Origin of the sequence: Providencia sp. PROV024 (assembly GCF_032709665.1) — a bacterium.
Lineage (GTDB): Bacteria > Pseudomonadota > Gammaproteobacteria > Enterobacterales > Enterobacteriaceae > Providencia > Providencia huashanensis.
Window position 1 is genome coordinate 1,053,842 of the sequence record NZ_CP120545.1, and the last position, 15,234, is coordinate 1,069,075.

Below are 15,234 nucleotides of genomic sequence, written 5' to 3' on the forward strand. Positions count from 1 at the left end.
TGGGTGCCTTTATTTTCTGTAGTAAACATTATCTGGAGTCAACGTTTTGAGCGCCATGTTTTCTAACCAGCTACTCAACGATATCCTAGACCAAGTACGCCCACTTATTGGAAAAGGCTGCGTTGCAAACTATATCCCTGCTTTGGGCTGTGTGCCGCCTCATCAATTAGGTATTGCTGTTTCCACTATAGATGGTGATATTTTTACTGCGGGCGAGGCATATCAGCGCTTTTCAATACAGTCCATTTCTAAAGTGTTGAGCCTCACCTTGGCGATGACACGCTATGAAGAAAATGAAATTTGGAGTCGCGTTGGTAAAGAACCTTCTGGGTTACCATTTAACTCCCTTATTCAAATTGAAATGGAAAAAGGCATCCCGCGAAACCCATTTATCAATGCGGGAGCGATAGTGATCGCCGATATGTTGCAATCTCGTTTAAGTGCGCCTAAGCAACGGATGCTAGAGTTTGTTCGAAAATTGTCTTGTGAACCTGATATAAGCTATGACACAGTGGTTGCCCGCTCAGAACTGGAACATGCAAGCCGTAATGCCGCAATTGCTTATTTAATGAAATCCTTTGGTAATTTTGAGAACGATGTTTTAACCGTTCTCGAAACTTATTTTCATTATTGCTCTCTAAGTATGAACTGTGTTGAATTAGCGAAATGTTTTTCCTATTTAACATCACAAGGAATGTCATCTTGTTCCATTGACCCAATCATCACTCCACTACAATCAAGGCAAATCAATGCGTTGATGATGACATGTGGTATGTATGATGGCTCTGGCGAATTTGCATTTCGGATAGGAATGCCCGGCAAGTCTGGTGTTGGCGGTGGTATCGTTTGTGTGGTACCAAACCAATTCACTGTAGCAGTTTGGTCCCCCGAACTCGATGCGGCGGGGAACTCTCTGGCTGGTTGTGCTGCCTTAGAGTTATTATCAAAGCGAATTGGACGTTCTGTTTTTTAACGCCACTGGTTGAAGCCATTAGTCGTTGATATAACGTTTTACTAGGAGATTTTATGTTACGTCGTACATTAATTGCATTTTCACTCCTTGCCTGCGCGACAAGCCAAGCTGCAGATTATAATTGCTCTGTCACTCCGAAAGATGACATCTTTATGACGCCAGAAAGCGTACAGGTCATTGGCCGTAGCGGTGATTTAAAAATTACCCCAGACGGCGATATCACACTCAATGGTAACAATATTGCCGCGACAGAAACGCAAAAACAGCAAGCTATCCGTTATCAATCGATGATCCGTAGTGATTTACCTTGGATAAAACAAGAATCAGAAAAAAAATTATCTACTTCAAGGGAAACCATTGATAAAGTGGTTGTTAAAGTCATTGGGGGGGATAGCAATATTCGTAACAGGTTGACTAAACTAGAAAAAGAACTGAATGGGCAAATTGATCAAATCATTGAGACTCGCCCTAATGGTTATGTATTCCATCATGAAGCGATGAAAACAGTAGAAACAAAAGGGCGTCAGCTGGTTAATGAAAGCTTAGGTGGTATTTTGCAAGATAGCATCAATGAAATGGGGCGCAAACAATTGTTATCTGGGGGCGATGCAAGCAAGGCCTTGCAAGGGATGTTGGGTAATCTAGGTGGGTTGCAGCAAGAGCTTGAGTCCGAATGGAAAACACAAGAAAAAAGCTTCCAACAGTTTGGGCAGCAAGTCTGTGCTAAAGTGACTTCAATGGAACAACAACGCGTTTCACTACTTAACTCGCTCAAAGCTAACTAATTAGTTAATCCCGTATAAAAACAGTAAGATATAAAATCATCTTACTGTTTTATTATTTCATTCTCTGTAACTTCTCATTATAAATGTGATATTCGCATCATTAATGGTAATGAAAATGAAATTGATTCTTATTTAGTTGACATCTAAGTCACTCTCTTTACAATGCGGGTTTGGCTTAATGACTAAATTGGGATCGTTTAAATGAAAAAGTTCATTCCTGCAGTACTTGTTTCTGTATTGTCATTCTCTGCTCCTTTGGCTTTTAGCGCAGAACCGGCTGCTTTCACACCCAATGTGGTGACAGCGCAAGGTGCTGAAAAAGTCACGATTAAACATCTTTCAGGTGAAACTGAGGTGGCCAAAAAACCACAAAAGGTGGTTTTATTTGATTTCGGTGTTTATGACTCAATGCAAAAACTAGGCCTAGGTGATAAAGTCGTTGCGTTACCAACAGCAAATGCACCTGCTTATGTTAAAGGCAATATTCCAGCGTCAATGGAAAATGCAGGTGGGATGAAACAGCCCGATTTAGCAAAAATTGCACTGTTAAAACCTGATCTTATTGTGATCACGGGCCGCCAAGGCAAATCTTATGAGGCGCTATCAAATATTGCACCAACGATCAACCTAGGCTCCGATAGTAAACATTATATGGAATCAGTAAAGGCAAATCTTGGGGTAATTGGTGAATTGTATGGCAATCAAAAATCAGTTGATGAACAACTGGCCGAATTAGATAAAACCATTGCAGATGCTCAGAAAAAAGCCGCTGATTCAAATAAAAAAGTATTAGTGTTAATGCATAATGATGGCAAGCTGATCCCAAATAACCAAGCTGTTGTCTATAACGTAGTGAAAGCACAGCGTGCTGAATTACCTATTGATGAAAATGCCGATAAGTCTAAACGCCGTGTGGTCGATAGCAAAGCCATCGCACAAGCCAATCCTGATGTGATCCTGATTATTGACCGTAGTGAAGCGATTGGCGCAGGCAAATTAGATAAAACTGTTTTTGAAGATACAAACATTCAAGAAACGAAAGCTTATAAAGATGGCAAGATTACCTATTTACAATCTGACTTGTGGTACTTGTCAGGTGGTGGCTTAGTCAGCTTAACTGAACAAGTGAATGCTGTCGTTAATGCCCTGTAATTAATATCTGCCGTTGTCTTATTGGCTACGGCAATATTTACTATCCTCATTGTTATTGTCGTTTATTTCTTTTTTATCTCTAAATAAAAAGCCCGCATCAGGTGTTGATGCGGGCTTTCAATGAACGAGAAAATATACCTTCGCTTAACAAACGATTTTTTGCTTAAAAATCATTCCTCATCTAAAAACAATTCTAACAACGAGTTGAGAAACAGTTTTCCATGTTCTGTAATTTGCCATTCGTTATCCGTCTCAGTGATATAACCCTTTGTTAATGCTTCATCAATAGCTGGTCTAACTGTTGATTCGGGTAACCCAGTATATTGGGTAAATTCATCACGAGGCATTGCTTCAAGTAAGCGGAGACGGTTCATAAAATATTCAAATGGCCTATCTTTGGTGTCAACATCATAGGATTGATGAATGTAACGACCTTCCATATAGCCACGAGGGTGCTTGGTTTTTACTGTACGTAAAATTCTTCCATCTTCAAACGTGATTTTACCGTGTGCTCCACAGCCAATACCAAGGTAATCACCGAATCGCCAATAATTAAGATTGTGCTCGCATTGATAACCCGGTTTGGCATAAGCTGACGTTTCGTATTGCTGATAACCAGCTGCACTCAATAATTTATGACCTTCTGTATAGATATCCCACAGAGTATCGTCGTCAGGTAACGTGGGAGGGCGTGACCCAAATTGAGTGTTAGGTTCAATGGTCAACTGATACCAAGACAAATGCGGTGGGGCAAGCTCAATAGCTTGACGTAAATCAGATAAACCTTCATTGCGAGTTTGAGATGGGAGGCCGTGCATTAAATCGAGGTTAAAGCTTCTCAAATTTAAATTTGTCGCTAATTGAGCGGCACGCTTTGCTTCATCAGCGCCATGAATGCGGCCTAATGTTATTAATTTATCATTACCAAAGCTTTGCACACCAATGGAAATTCGGTTGATCCCCGCAGCTTGATAGCCAGCGAAACGGTCTGCCTCTACCGTTCCGGGGTTAGCTTCCATGGTAACCTCAGCTTGTACATCTAACTGGATACGTTGGCGAATACCATCCATCAAGGCTTGCATGGACTCGGCAGTTAACAGACTCGGGGTTCCCCCACCAATAAAAATAGTTTTGACAGGGCGTTCACCAATTAATTGCGCATCAATATCAAGGTCTGCCAATAGGTGCTCAACATATTCCATTTGGGGAATTTCCCCTTTGAGGGTGTGTGAATTGAAATCACAATATGGGCACTTTTGCACACACCAAGGAATATGAACATATAAACTCAATGGTGGTTGTTTAAGCATTTTTTAATGCTTCCAACATCATTGTTAGGGCTTTACCGCGATGTGAAATGGCTTGTTTTTCTGCTTTAGTTAACTCCGCTGAAGTACAACCCAATTCAGGAATATAGAAAATAGGGTCATAACCAAAACCCCCTTGGCCTTTACGTTCACGAGTAATAATGCCTTGCCAACGACCGTGGAATACTAAGGGGGTCGGGTCTTCTGCATGGCGTAAATACACTAAAACACAGTTAAATTGTGCCTGACGTTGGCCATCAGGCACATGTTCCATTGCATTAAGTAATTTTATAAGGTTTTGCTCATCATTCGCCTCTTCCCCCGCATAACGTGCGGAGTAGATACCCGGAGCTCCTCCCAGTGCATCAACAGAGATCCCTGAATCATCGGCAATTGCGGGTAAGCCCGTTTGCGCCGCAGCATGTCGGGCTTTCAGGATAGCATTTTCAATGAAGGTTAAACCTGTTTCTTCAGCAGATTCAACACCTAATGAAGTTTGCGCGACAATATCCATACCAAAATCACGGAGTAAGTCGGCTAACTCATTCACTTTTCCCGGATTGCCTGTGGCTAAAACAACTTTTTGCATCATTTAGAACTCATTTTTACATAATACCAATGGAATACATCATTGCTGTGAGTGATGGGTCAATCCATAAGGAAATATCTACACGCAAATAGTTAAGCGCAATCAAGATAAACATCACAATCATGGCTGAGAAGTCTAACCCGCCCATTGCTGGAATAATACGACGGATTGGTGCCATTAATGGTTCTGTTAATTGGTACAATAAATAGTCAACAGGGTTACGGCCTTGGCTGACCCAGCTTAAAATAGCGCGGATTAAAATCATCCAGAAAATCAATTTACCTGCGTAGGTTAATAATAAAATAACCCCCATAGGTAGGATCGTAACACCTAAAATTGGCAGTAAATTAGTTGCCCACATACCGAAAATAATTGCAGCTAATGCCAGCACAAAAGCGACAACAACTGAAGCGGTATCGACTGAGCCAATAGCGGGGATCACTCGACGTAATGGCCCAACAATGGGTTGAGTTGCCTTAACGACAAATTTTGAAAATGGGTTATAAAAATCGGCACGTACACATTGCATCCAAACACGCAGTAGTAAAACAAAAATGTACAGCTGGATCAGGGTAGTGACAACAAAAACGATAGTCTTCATGGCAAATTCCGCGATTAAATTAAAAAAGTTTTTCCATCTCTTCGGCTCTGTCAATTGCACTTTGCATTGCATTGGCAACAGTTTGCGGAAGATTTCCATTATAAAATTGTTCTAAAGCCATCGCGGTAGTACCGCCTTTAGAGGTGACCTGTTCACGTAATGTTGAAAAGGCTGTATCACTTTGTGATTTAGCTAGTTCCACAGAGCCTTCTATGGCATTGAGGACTAATTCACGGGCTTGCACACTATCATAACCGAGTTGTTGCGCTTTTTGCTGCATTGCTTCCATAAATAAGAAGAAATAAGCAGGGGAACTGCCTGTAATCGCAATAATATTATTGATCTCTTGCTCTTTTTGGCACCAAATTGTTGTCCCAACGCTTTGCATGAGTTCTTGTGCGAATTTTTTATCTTGCTCTGATACTTGCCCTTGAGCAAACAACCCACTAACGCCTTTACCCACTAATGATGGCGTATTTGGCATAATGCGCACTAAATTAAGCGGGTGTGCGAGGTATTCGTTATAGCGTTCAGCAGGGATGCCCGCAGCAATGGTGAGGACTAATTTTTGGTCAAAATTGGTAACTTGTTGCAGAGGCTCACAGACCTCTTTCATCATTTGTGGTTTGACTGCGAGCATAATCACATCGGCGGCTTGCACTGCGGCTAGGTTGTCATGGCGACTGATTATACCGTACTGTTCGGCGAGTTTGTCACGGCGTACAGGGGTTGGAGAACAAACCGTGATCATGGATGCAGGGTAACCGTGGTTAACCAAACCTGTAATAATGGCTTGAGCCATATTTCCGGCACCGATGAAGGCAATTTTACGATGTTGCATTCTGTTCTCCTTATTTATTGGTGATACTGGCGAGCGCCAAAAATAGCGGTTCCTATACGTACCAAAGTAGAGCCGCAATGAATTGCTGCGCGCATGTCATCAGTCATACCCATAGAAAGTGTATCGACGGTAGCGTAATTTGTTTGTAATTGCTTAAATGCAGCATCCATCTTGCGAAATGTGGCACACTGGCGTTCGTAATCTGTTTCGGGGGCAGGGATTGTCATCAAACCACGTAATACCAGATTAGGCATAGTGGCGACTTGGGCGGCTAGTTCGTTTAATTCCGCTAAGGTGATCCCCGATTTACTATTCTCATCACTAATATTGATTTGGATGAGAACATTTAAAGGGGCTTTATCGCTAGGACGTTGGTCGTTCAATCGTTGAGCGATTTTTGCCCTGTCAAGGGTGTGAAACCAATCAAAGTGTTCGGCAACTAGGCGGCTTTTATTGGATTGTAATGGGCCGATAAAATGCCAAACAAGGTCATTCCTATTTGAAAAATATTGAATTTTTTCAACACCTTCTTGAACATAATTTTCACCAAATTGGAAAAGACCAGCCTCAATGGCTTCTGAAATAGCTTCACAAGGTTTGGTTTTACTTACAGCAAGCAGCGTAATGTCTTGTGGTGAGCGTTGGCACTCTGCGGCGGCAAGATCAATACGTGCTGTGACATCAGAGATATTATTTTGAATGGTCATTGTTTTATTCAATATAGTTTAATTCAATATTGGTGTATTCACATACAGGTCTATTTACCAAGTAGATGAATTGCGGTTATTGACCATAGTGTAAAGCAAATCGCGTCAGAACGGCACCTTTGCATAGGGGGAATTCAAAAAAATACTGATTAAGCTTGATAAAAAAGCATTTTCTAACAGTGTCCTTAAATCTGCTTTCCCAGATAATAGCAAAAGACCGATTGATTCATAACAGACGGTGATGCTGACAAAATAGGCACACTAGTGACAGCAGTAAAAGATAACGGCAACCCGAACTCGATAATCAAAACTGTGTTGAACCCCTTGTAATGATTTCCAATTTAATAACTTCTTGTTTTATTGGTTCTTTCCGGTCAGAAATTTTATCTAAAAGCATTTTTATCGCTAATTCGCCTATATACTGAGTGGGTATTTTAACCGTAGACAGTTCGGGGTTTAAATAATTGCAAAGGTCAGTATCATTGAATCCGATCACGGCAACATCTTTAGGAATCGTGATGTTAAGCTGCTTTGCTGCTCGATAAAGCGCACCAGCTAATAAGTCATCATCGCAAAATACAATATTGGGTTTTTGCTGAAGTAAAGATGCTGCATTTTGGGTTGCTTCAGCAAGGTTAAAGGATGAGTAAATGACACATTTAGATTTTTCTACATAGTTTAATGACTCGAATTCATTGTTAAATAATTTATGGCGATTTAGAAAATGTTGCCTTGGGATATCAGATCTAAAAAAACCAACCTTAAACCGTTTCATTTTATGCGTAATAGAGAACGCAGATTTGATCGTTTTATCAATATCTAAAAGAATGTCATTATTTTTTTCATCATCAGACTCTATGAATATCAGCTTATCTCGGTAATTTTCTAATAATTCGATATGTTTTTTTTCACATGAATAAATAATGCAGCCACTAATTAGTTTACTTTGAAATAATGAAAATAAATGTTCAGACCATTGTTTGTTGGCATAACTATCTAAAAGAATTAAAGAATACCCGGATTTGGTTGCTGAAAGCTCTGCAGCATGAACGACTTTTCCGAAATAGGGTTGTTGAATATCGGGGACAATAAATGCAACGGTACGTGAATTTCCACTACGTAAAATTTGCGCATTGATATTAGGCTGATAGCCTAGCTCTTTTGCCACACAGAGGATTTTTTCACGGGTTTTTTCAGATACTCGGCCTTGGTAACGACCACTAAATACAAGAGATACAGCCGACTGTGAGACGTTAGCTAAACGGGCGACATCTTTACTGTTAACAGTAGACATTTTTTCTCCATATCAAGAGTGAAAACATAAAAAATACTTTATAAACAGATGGATGCGTTATTCTAAACGAATTAAAAATGATCTAATACGCTCATACTAAATGATAAATTTTGTTTGGGCTTATTAATTTGCAAGCTTTATGTTTTTATGTGATCCATGTCAAGTCATACGTATTACTTGCTGTGAAGTATATCACTTTATTCTTGTTTAATACCCAGTACATTAATTAAAACCAAGAAATGCCTTAGAGGAAAATGCTCAGTAGTAGAATCAATGTTTTTATTAGCCATACCGAATGTACATTGTATATAAACGTGTTTACGTAATATTGAGTGAGGTAAATAAATTATTATGAGCACAATTACTCGATTAAAAATAGTCTCGTTTATGCAGTTTTTTATATGGGGCTCTTGGCTAGTTACATTTGCTTCATATATGTTTAATACTCTCCACTTTACAGGTGGAGATGTTGGGTTAGTCTTTAGTTCTTTAGGCATTGCATCACTATGCTCACCTATTTTAATGGGGCTAATTGCAGATAGAATTAATAATAGAAAATTCGTCTATGTTACCATTCATTTAATATCGGCGTTTTTTTTGATTGCAATGGCACATAGTACTTCGGTTAGTTTGCTTTTCGCCATGACATTAGTTCATCTGATTTTTTATATGCCAACAATGTCAATCTGTAATAGTATAATTTTTGAAATACTGGATAGGGAAAAATTAAAATCAGAAAATTATTTCCCAAAAATCAGGGTGTATGGAACTGTTGGTTTTATAGCTGCAATGTGGATTATTAGCTTATTAAAGTTAGAAATGAGTTATTATCAATTGTATATAGCAGCAATAGCTTCCGTGGCTTTAAGCCTTTACTCTGTTATTTTTATATCGGTAAATAAAGATAACCATAATTTGGAATGTGATCCTCATTCATTTAAATTTAGTGATTTGGCTGTCTTATTTAGGAAATCTCAAGTCGTTGTTTTCTTGTTTTTTTCTATGCTGCTAGGGTCTGTTTTACAAATCACGAATACTCTCGGTGTACCCTTTTTGCAGGATCTGGCTGCCGCACCAGAGGCTCAAAACTCTATTTTTTCAACCTACCCGACAATTTTTTTATCAATATCGCAATTCTCAGAAGTGATTTTTATATTGCTACTTCCTTTTTTATTAAAGTATATCAAGATAGAAAAAGTTTTATTGTTGAGCATGATAGCTTGGATTTTACGCTTCGGGTTATTTGCATATGGTGATTTTACCTATATAGGAACAATAGCATTATTCCTTTCAATGTTAGTATATGGTTGCGCTTTTGATTTCTTTAATATTTCGGGTTCTTTATTCTTGGAAAAAGAAATAGCACCTGAATTTCGTTCTACAGCACAAGGCGTATTTACTACTTTAGTTAATGGATTTGGTACTTTCTTAGGTGCCATATTGAGTGGCTGGGTATTAGATCTTAATACGATAAATGGGGTTGTAGATTGGAAAATGTTTTGGATTGTATTCACTAGCTATACGATTACATTCACATTTATTTATGTACTGTACATGTTTTTTTCAAATAGAAAAAAACAGCATGCTTATTCATAAAAATGTAAAAATATTGAGGTATATATTATGTTAGATACTCATCAATACTCTATTGCTGATATTAATTTAGCAGATAAAGGAATAAAACGTATTAATTGGGCCAAAGCACATATGCCTATTATGCAAAGTTTAATTGAAAGACTTGAAAAAGAACAACCATTTAAAGGTCTGACAATTGGTATTTGTTTACATGTTGAAGCAAAAACAGGGGTATGGCTTGAAGCCTTGACAAAAGGTGGCGCAAAAATTGCTATTACAGGTTCTCCTGGTTCTACACAAGATGAAACAGCGGCAGCATTAGTAAAATATATGAATGTGAGTGTTTTTTCGAGGAGAGATGAATCTTTTGAAGACCATATAGCCTATTGTAAAAATGTCTTGGAAATGAAGCCGGATATCATCGCCGATAATGGTGCAGATTTACATGAGCTGGTTCTTACCGATCCTAAATTTAAGGCATTACAAAAAGTAATTATTGGTGCGACGGAAGAAACAACCACAGGAGCAAATAGGTTAAGGGAAGATTTCACATCTCAGCTTTGGCCAACATTAATTATTAATGATACTCAGTCTAAAAGAATTATAGAGAATCGATATGGTGTTGGCTCATCTGTTGTGGAAAGTATTGCTCATGCAACTAATGTAATGATACACGGTAAAAAAGTAGTGGTGATTGGATATGGTTATTGTGGCTCTGGTGTGGCACAGCGTTTTAGGGGAATGGGGGCACATGTTACGGTAGTAGATACAAATCCGCTTACTCGATTAGAAGCTCATTTAGAAGGTTTTCAAACTGCTGAATTAATCAGTACGTTACAGGATGCCGACTTTGTTGTGAGTGTCGTTGGGCGAGATAATATACTTACTACAGAACATTTTTCTGCAATGAAAAATAATGTGCTTGTGGCTAATGCGGGGCATTTCCAACGTGAAATTGATGTGAATGCATTGAAGAATTTAAGTAATAATAGTGAAGAGGTCATACCTAAAATTAATAAATACCAATTGAAAACGGGTAAAAATATATTCCTAATGTCGGATGCAAACCTTGTTAATTTGTCTGCAGGAAATGGTAATCCTATTGAAGTTATGGATTTAGGCCTCGCTTTACAAACATTAAGTTTAGAAAAAATTGCTTTAGATAGCAAAGCATTAAAAAATATTCCGCAACCTGTTCCTTTTGATATAGAAATGAAAGTAGCACAACTTGCGTGTGATAACTGGATAACGCATTAAGCCACTTGTACATACTTCAAGTTACATTGTGTTGATTATACTGAGTTTGCTGAGTCGTTTAGCTTATCTAAGCTCCAGGTCTAACTTTGCTTATTGCCTACATGTATATTGAATTATTAAGAGTATATTGTCTTATAAGAAGCTGGTGTGATTAGCGCTTTTTGTAGGAATTAACTTTGAGTGACTAATATGAAGAATAAATTTTCTGTTGCATTACTTTTAAGTATTATCATCCCATTGTCTTACGCTGATAACCTAGTGGAAATTAATATCCTTGGTACGTCTGATATTCACTCTTTCATAAGTGATGAGGATTATTTTAATAATCTAAAAAGTGAAAAATATGGTTTGAAATCGCTAGTTGGTGCGATTGAAAAATTTAGGCATGATAATAAAAATACCTATTTAGTTGATGTTGGTGATTTATTATCTGGCAACCCATTAGGGAATCATATTATTAAACGCTATAACCAAAATGAAAGCTATTATCGTATATCTCCTGTTATCTGTAGTTTAAATGCACTTAATTATGATGTAGCAACCCCTGGTAATCATGATTTTGATAATGGTGCTGAGTTTTTGAAATGGTCTTATTCTGGAGCGAACTTTCCAGTAGTTTTAAGTAATGTTATTGATAATACGTCACAAAAAAGCCTTTATCCTGAGTATATTATTCAGGAAAAAGAGGTTTTAGATGACGCGGGTAATAAGCATTTACTGAAAATCGCATATTTAGGGTTAGTTCCTATGCAAACAATGCTTTTTAATAAAAGCAAACTTGAAAGTGAGATTACATTTACTGATATGCTAGATGCTGCAAATAGTACTGCTATTCAGGCGAAAAAAGATGGGGCTGACTTGGTTATTGCCTTATCTCATTCAGGTATTGATGTATCACAAGTTGAACATGGTATGGAAAATGTCGCATTTTATCTTGCCAAAAATCCGAATATAGACGGTATTTTATTTGGTCATACTCATGAAGTTTTTCCTTCTGAAAAAATAACAGCTAATGAAAATATTAATGTTAAGGATGGGAAAATGTTTGGCAAGCCAGCGGCTCAACCGGGTAAGTGGGGGGAGTCACTATCCGCTATTAAATTTGTTCTAGAAAAGAATAATGATAAGTGGGATATAAAAAGTAGTAAAGGATATCAAGTTGATAGAAAAAATTCTGTTGCTAAAGAGAGTACTATTGAGAAAATATCGTTGTGCATAAATGATACAGAACAAGACTTAAAAAGTGACTTAGACAAAGAAGTAAGCCAAGACAAATTTAAAATCAATAATAATTTTAATCTGATTGGAAATGAAAGCCTAACAACTGTACTTGCGGACTCCCTTCGTTATTATATGCGAAATTTTACGAGTGAAAACGATAAGGTGTTAATTTCTATTTCACCATCTTATTCATTAAATGATGCAAGTTTTTTTGTTGACATACAAGACAGGAAAATAACCAATAGGGATTTAAACAAGATTTTTTATCCCGCTTCTTTATCTGCATTAAAGGTAAACAAGCAACAATTAATCGAATGGTTGGAAATGAGCTCAAATATTTATAATATGCCAATAGATGAGTCTACACCATTAATTAATACTAATGCCCATAGCTTTTTATTTTACCCAATTATGGGGCTAACCTATGATGTAAATATTAGCAAATTACCGTTATATGATTTATACGGTAAGAAAAATGAAGGGGCTACGGTAGGGAGAATTTCGAATATTCGCTATAACAATAAAGAAGTGGTCGATACAGACTCATTTATTATTGTTGCGAGTAAGTACGCACCGTACTTTCAAAAGCACAAAGATGCTCCTTACTTAGATATTGGTAATGAAAGAAATATTGATATATTTACGGGGTATATTTCGGCGCACCATGAATACCCACAGCCGAAAAATAATTACCGTATAGTGTCGGATATACCATTAGAAATGAATTTGATATTACCCCATAATACAGATAAATCAGCAACATTTTTATGGGGAACTGAGTATCCTTTGCAAGTAAAAAGCCAAGATACAAAATCAGTAACTTACCAAATAAAAATAGCCCAGTGATATTAAAGACTATCTTAGGGGGCAGTTAGTCCTCTACTTTTAGTGGGCTCTCAGTAAGGGAGCCCCACTTAGTTTTGCTCAAACCAGCTTTCAAGGATAACAACAGCAGACGCCGAGTCTACTTTTCCTTTGCTTAATGCACGGTAACCACCTTGCTCAAAAAGACCAGCTTTTGCTTCTACAGTGGATAGCCGTTCATCATGCAATTCGACTTTGACACCAAAGCGACCATGAATGCGGTTGGCAAAATTACGAGCTTGGCTTGTGACGAGTTGCTCGGTTCCATCCATATTAAGTGGCAGGCCGACAATGACCAATTGAGGAAGCCACTCTTTAAGTAATTTTTCGATTTGTTGCCAATCAGGGCGACCATCGTTGGCTTTTAAAGAAGCCAACGGTCGAGCAGTGCCCGTAATTTCTTGCCCAATAGCAACACCGATACTTTTAGTTCCAAAATCAAAGGCGAGCAAAGTTCTTCCAGACATTAAGCGTGCCCCGCTTGCATTGAAATAGTATGAATATTAACACCGATTAATTTTGCAGCAGCAGCCCAGCGTTCATTAATAGGGGTATCAAAAATGAGCTTAGGGGAAGCTTCCACCGTTAACCAGCTATTTTCCATAATTTCTCGTTCAAGTTGACCCGGTTCCCAGCTTGAATAGCCGAGTGCTACGAGGGAGTTCTCGGGGGAATCCTCACCACCAAGCGTTTCTAAAATATCTTTGGAGGTGGTGACCATGACATCTTCATTTAAGTGTAGGCTAGATAAGAAACCAGTTATTGGTGTGTGTAAGATAAACCCATGTTCTTCTGCCACAGGGCCACCAGCAATTACAGGTCTTTCTAAGTTACGGTTATTAACTTTATCAGATATCGTAATTTCAAGTTTTTTGAGCATTGTATCGACGGAAAAATCATCAATAGGCTTATTAATTACTATCCCCATCGCCCCTTTTTCATTGTGCTCACACACATAAACAACAGACTGTTCAAAATAAGGGTCTGTTAGGGATGGCATGGCGATAAGAAAATGGTTTTGCAGATTCAAACTAAGGCTCCATTGAATTTAATAACAACTTTAAAACAACCAGTTAAAAAGACCTAAACAGGCCTTTTTAACCATTTATGGCTTATTTTTTTAGGCGACGTTCAATCGCATCCATCAACATACCCGTGATAGAAATATCGAATGCTGCTTCGATTTCACGCGCACAGGTTGGGCTAGTAACGTTAATCTCAGTCAGACGGTCACCAATAATATCAAGACCAACAAAAATTAAGCCTTTTTCTTTCAGCGTTGGCGCGACAGCCCGTGCGATGGCCCAATCACTTTCACTAAGAGGACGAGCTTCACCTCGGCCACCAGCGGCAAGGTTACCACGAGTCTCACCTTGTGCAGGGATACGTGCCAAGCAATATGGAACAGGTTCGCCATCGACAACTAATACACGTTTATCACCGTCTTTAATTGATGGTAAAAAGTTCTGAGCCATACAGTAACGGGAACTATGTTCGGTTAGCGTTTCAATAATGACACCAACATTTGGGTCATCTTGTTTTAGACGGAAAATGGAAGCGCCACCCATGCCATCTAAAGGTTTGAAAATAACATCCCCATGTTGCTGGTGGAATTCTCTCAGTTTTTGTGGGCTACGAGTGACTAACGTATCTGGTGTCAGCTCAGGGAACCAAGCGGTAAATAATTTTTCATTACAGTCACGCAGACTTTGCGGTTTATTGACAATTAAAGAGCCCGCTTGTTCTGCTCTCTCTAAAATATAGGTAGCGTAAATAAATTCGGTATCAAAAGGCGGATCTTTACGCATTAAAATAGCATCAAGTGAACCAAGTGCGATGTCTTGCTCACCATGAAACTCATACCATTTGTCAGGGTTTTCTTCGACAGTGACTATTTTAGTTTGTGCTCTAGCCTCACCTTGGTGTAAATACAGGTCATTCATTTCCATATAATGGATTTCGTAACCACGACGCTGAGCTTCCAACATCATCGCAAAACTGGTGTCTTTCTTGATTTTGATGGATGAAATTGGGTCCATCACTATACCGAGCTTGATCATTTTTTCTC

At 38.4% G+C, this 15,234-nt stretch carries 15 protein-coding genes; 6 read left to right on the forward strand and 9 right to left on the reverse strand.

Annotation, left to right across the window (positions count from 1 at the left end; genetic code table 11):
- Window positions 1–46: 46 nt before the first annotated feature.
- The 3 genes from glsB to P3L56_RS04760 all read left to right on the forward strand — a co-directional run bounded on the left by glsB (window position 47) and on the right by P3L56_RS04760 (window position 2,910).
- Window positions 47–973 carry a glutaminase B gene (glsB, locus tag P3L56_RS04750; protein ID WP_042848734.1) on the forward strand — a complete coding sequence of 309 codons (927 nt, stop codon included), beginning with the start codon at window positions 47–49 and terminating at the stop codon, window positions 971–973.
- Between the two features lie 53 nt (window positions 974–1,026).
- A complete protein-coding gene (locus tag P3L56_RS04755) occupies window positions 1,027–1,758 on the forward strand; it encodes a DUF2884 family protein (protein WP_042848733.1) in 732 nt (243 codons plus the stop codon).
- Window positions 1,759–1,959: 201 nt separating this feature from the next.
- Window positions 1,960–2,910 (forward strand): siderophore ABC transporter substrate-binding protein, encoded by a 951-nt coding sequence (locus P3L56_RS04760; protein WP_187550637.1) that lies wholly within the window; start codon window positions 1,960–1,962, stop codon window positions 2,908–2,910.
- A 170-nt stretch (window positions 2,911–3,080) separates the two neighbouring features.
- On the opposite strand, the gene hemW is transcribed toward P3L56_RS04760, so the two are convergent.
- The 6 genes from hemW to P3L56_RS04790 form a co-directional block, all read right to left on the reverse strand.
- Entirely contained in the window at window positions 3,081–4,220 is a 1,140-nt protein-coding gene (gene hemW, locus P3L56_RS04765) for a radical SAM family heme chaperone HemW (RefSeq protein WP_042848731.1), read from the reverse strand.
- Window positions 4,213–4,806 (reverse strand): RdgB/HAM1 family non-canonical purine NTP pyrophosphatase, encoded by a 594-nt coding sequence (gene rdgB, locus P3L56_RS04770; protein ID WP_042848750.1) that lies wholly within the window; start codon window positions 4,804–4,806, stop codon window positions 4,213–4,215. Before rdgB ends, hemW begins: the two co-directional genes overlap by 8 nt.
- A 16-nt stretch (window positions 4,807–4,822) precedes the next feature.
- Window positions 4,823–5,407, reverse strand: a complete 585-nt coding sequence (locus P3L56_RS04775; RefSeq protein WP_042848730.1) for a YggT family protein — start codon at window positions 5,405–5,407, stop codon at window positions 4,823–4,825.
- Between the two features lie 19 nt (window positions 5,408–5,426).
- On the reverse strand, window positions 5,427–6,248 hold the full coding sequence (gene proC, locus P3L56_RS04780; protein ID WP_042848729.1) for a pyrroline-5-carboxylate reductase: 822 nt from the start codon (window positions 6,246–6,248) through the stop codon (window positions 5,427–5,429).
- Between the two features lie 14 nt (window positions 6,249–6,262).
- The gene (locus P3L56_RS04785; protein WP_048608256.1) at window positions 6,263–6,955 is read right to left on the reverse strand and encodes a YggS family pyridoxal phosphate-dependent enzyme; all 693 of its coding nucleotides are present in this window, start codon (window positions 6,953–6,955) and stop codon (window positions 6,263–6,265) included.
- Between the two features lie 304 nt (window positions 6,956–7,259).
- Window positions 7,260–8,249 (reverse strand): LacI family DNA-binding transcriptional regulator, encoded by a 990-nt coding sequence (locus P3L56_RS04790; protein ID WP_042848727.1) that lies wholly within the window; start codon window positions 8,247–8,249, stop codon window positions 7,260–7,262.
- A gap of 351 nt (window positions 8,250–8,600) precedes the next feature.
- On the opposite strand from P3L56_RS04790, the gene P3L56_RS04795 reads away from it, so the two are divergent.
- The 3 genes from P3L56_RS04795 to P3L56_RS04805 all read left to right on the forward strand — a co-directional run bounded on the left by P3L56_RS04795 (window position 8,601) and on the right by P3L56_RS04805 (window position 13,148).
- The gene (locus tag P3L56_RS04795) at window positions 8,601–9,845 is read left to right on the forward strand and encodes an MFS transporter (RefSeq protein WP_071547811.1); all 1,245 of its coding nucleotides are present in this window, start codon (window positions 8,601–8,603) and stop codon (window positions 9,843–9,845) included.
- A gap of 27 nt (window positions 9,846–9,872) precedes the next feature.
- Window positions 9,873–11,081: an adenosylhomocysteinase gene (locus P3L56_RS04800; protein WP_071547812.1), complete on the forward strand. Its 1,209-nt coding sequence runs from the start codon at window positions 9,873–9,875 to the stop codon at window positions 11,079–11,081.
- A gap of 189 nt (window positions 11,082–11,270) precedes the next feature.
- A complete protein-coding gene (locus P3L56_RS04805) occupies window positions 11,271–13,148 on the forward strand; it encodes a metallophosphoesterase (RefSeq protein ID WP_210831874.1) in 1,878 nt (625 codons plus the stop codon).
- A 68-nt stretch (window positions 13,149–13,216) separates the two neighbouring features.
- On the opposite strand, the gene ruvX is transcribed toward P3L56_RS04805, so the two are convergent.
- From ruvX to gshB, 3 genes are all read right to left on the reverse strand, one after another.
- Complete coding sequence (gene ruvX / locus P3L56_RS04810) at window positions 13,217–13,633, reverse strand: Holliday junction resolvase RuvX (protein WP_042848722.1); 417 nt, start codon at window positions 13,631–13,633, stop codon at window positions 13,217–13,219.
- On the reverse strand, window positions 13,633–14,196 hold the full coding sequence (locus P3L56_RS04815) for a YqgE/AlgH family protein (protein WP_042848721.1): 564 nt from the start codon (window positions 14,194–14,196) through the stop codon (window positions 13,633–13,635). Before P3L56_RS04815 ends, ruvX begins: the two co-directional genes overlap by 1 nt.
- Before the next feature lie 82 nt (window positions 14,197–14,278).
- A complete protein-coding gene (gene gshB / locus P3L56_RS04820; RefSeq protein ID WP_166685463.1) occupies window positions 14,279–15,226 on the reverse strand; it encodes a glutathione synthase in 948 nt (315 codons plus the stop codon).
- Window positions 15,227–15,234: the final 8 nt, after the last annotated feature.

Coding starts and splice junctions, on each gene's coding strand:
- ruvX (WP_042848722.1), bottom strand. CDS start 13,633: ATGTCTGGAAGAACTTTGCTCGCCTTTGATTTTGGAACTAAAAGTATC.
- proC (WP_042848729.1), bottom strand. CDS start 6,248: ATGCAACATCGTAAAATTGCCTTCATCGGTGCCGGAAATATGGCTCAA.
- P3L56_RS04785 (WP_048608256.1), bottom strand. CDS start 6,955: ATGACCATTCAAAATAATATCTCTGATGTCACAGCACGTATTGATCTT.
- P3L56_RS04795 (WP_071547811.1), top strand. CDS start 8,601: ATGAGCACAATTACTCGATTAAAAATAGTCTCGTTTATGCAGTTTTTT.
- P3L56_RS04790 (WP_042848727.1), bottom strand. CDS start 8,249: ATGTCTACTGTTAACAGTAAAGATGTCGCCCGTTTAGCTAACGTCTCA.
- gshB (WP_166685463.1), bottom strand. CDS start 15,226: ATGATCAAGCTCGGTATAGTGATGGACCCAATTTCATCCATCAAAATC.
- P3L56_RS04755 (WP_042848733.1), top strand. CDS start 1,027: ATGTTACGTCGTACATTAATTGCATTTTCACTCCTTGCCTGCGCGACA.
- P3L56_RS04760 (WP_187550637.1), top strand. CDS start 1,960: ATGAAAAAGTTCATTCCTGCAGTACTTGTTTCTGTATTGTCATTCTCT.
- P3L56_RS04805 (WP_210831874.1), top strand. CDS start 11,271: ATGAAGAATAAATTTTCTGTTGCATTACTTTTAAGTATTATCATCCCA.
- P3L56_RS04800 (WP_071547812.1), top strand. CDS start 9,873: ATGTTAGATACTCATCAATACTCTATTGCTGATATTAATTTAGCAGAT.
- hemW (WP_042848731.1), bottom strand. CDS start 4,220: ATGCTTAAACAACCACCATTGAGTTTATATGTTCATATTCCTTGGTGT.
- rdgB (WP_042848750.1), bottom strand. CDS start 4,806: ATGCAAAAAGTTGTTTTAGCCACAGGCAATCCGGGAAAAGTGAATGAG.
- P3L56_RS04775 (WP_042848730.1), bottom strand. CDS start 5,407: ATGAAGACTATCGTTTTTGTTGTCACTACCCTGATCCAGCTGTACATT.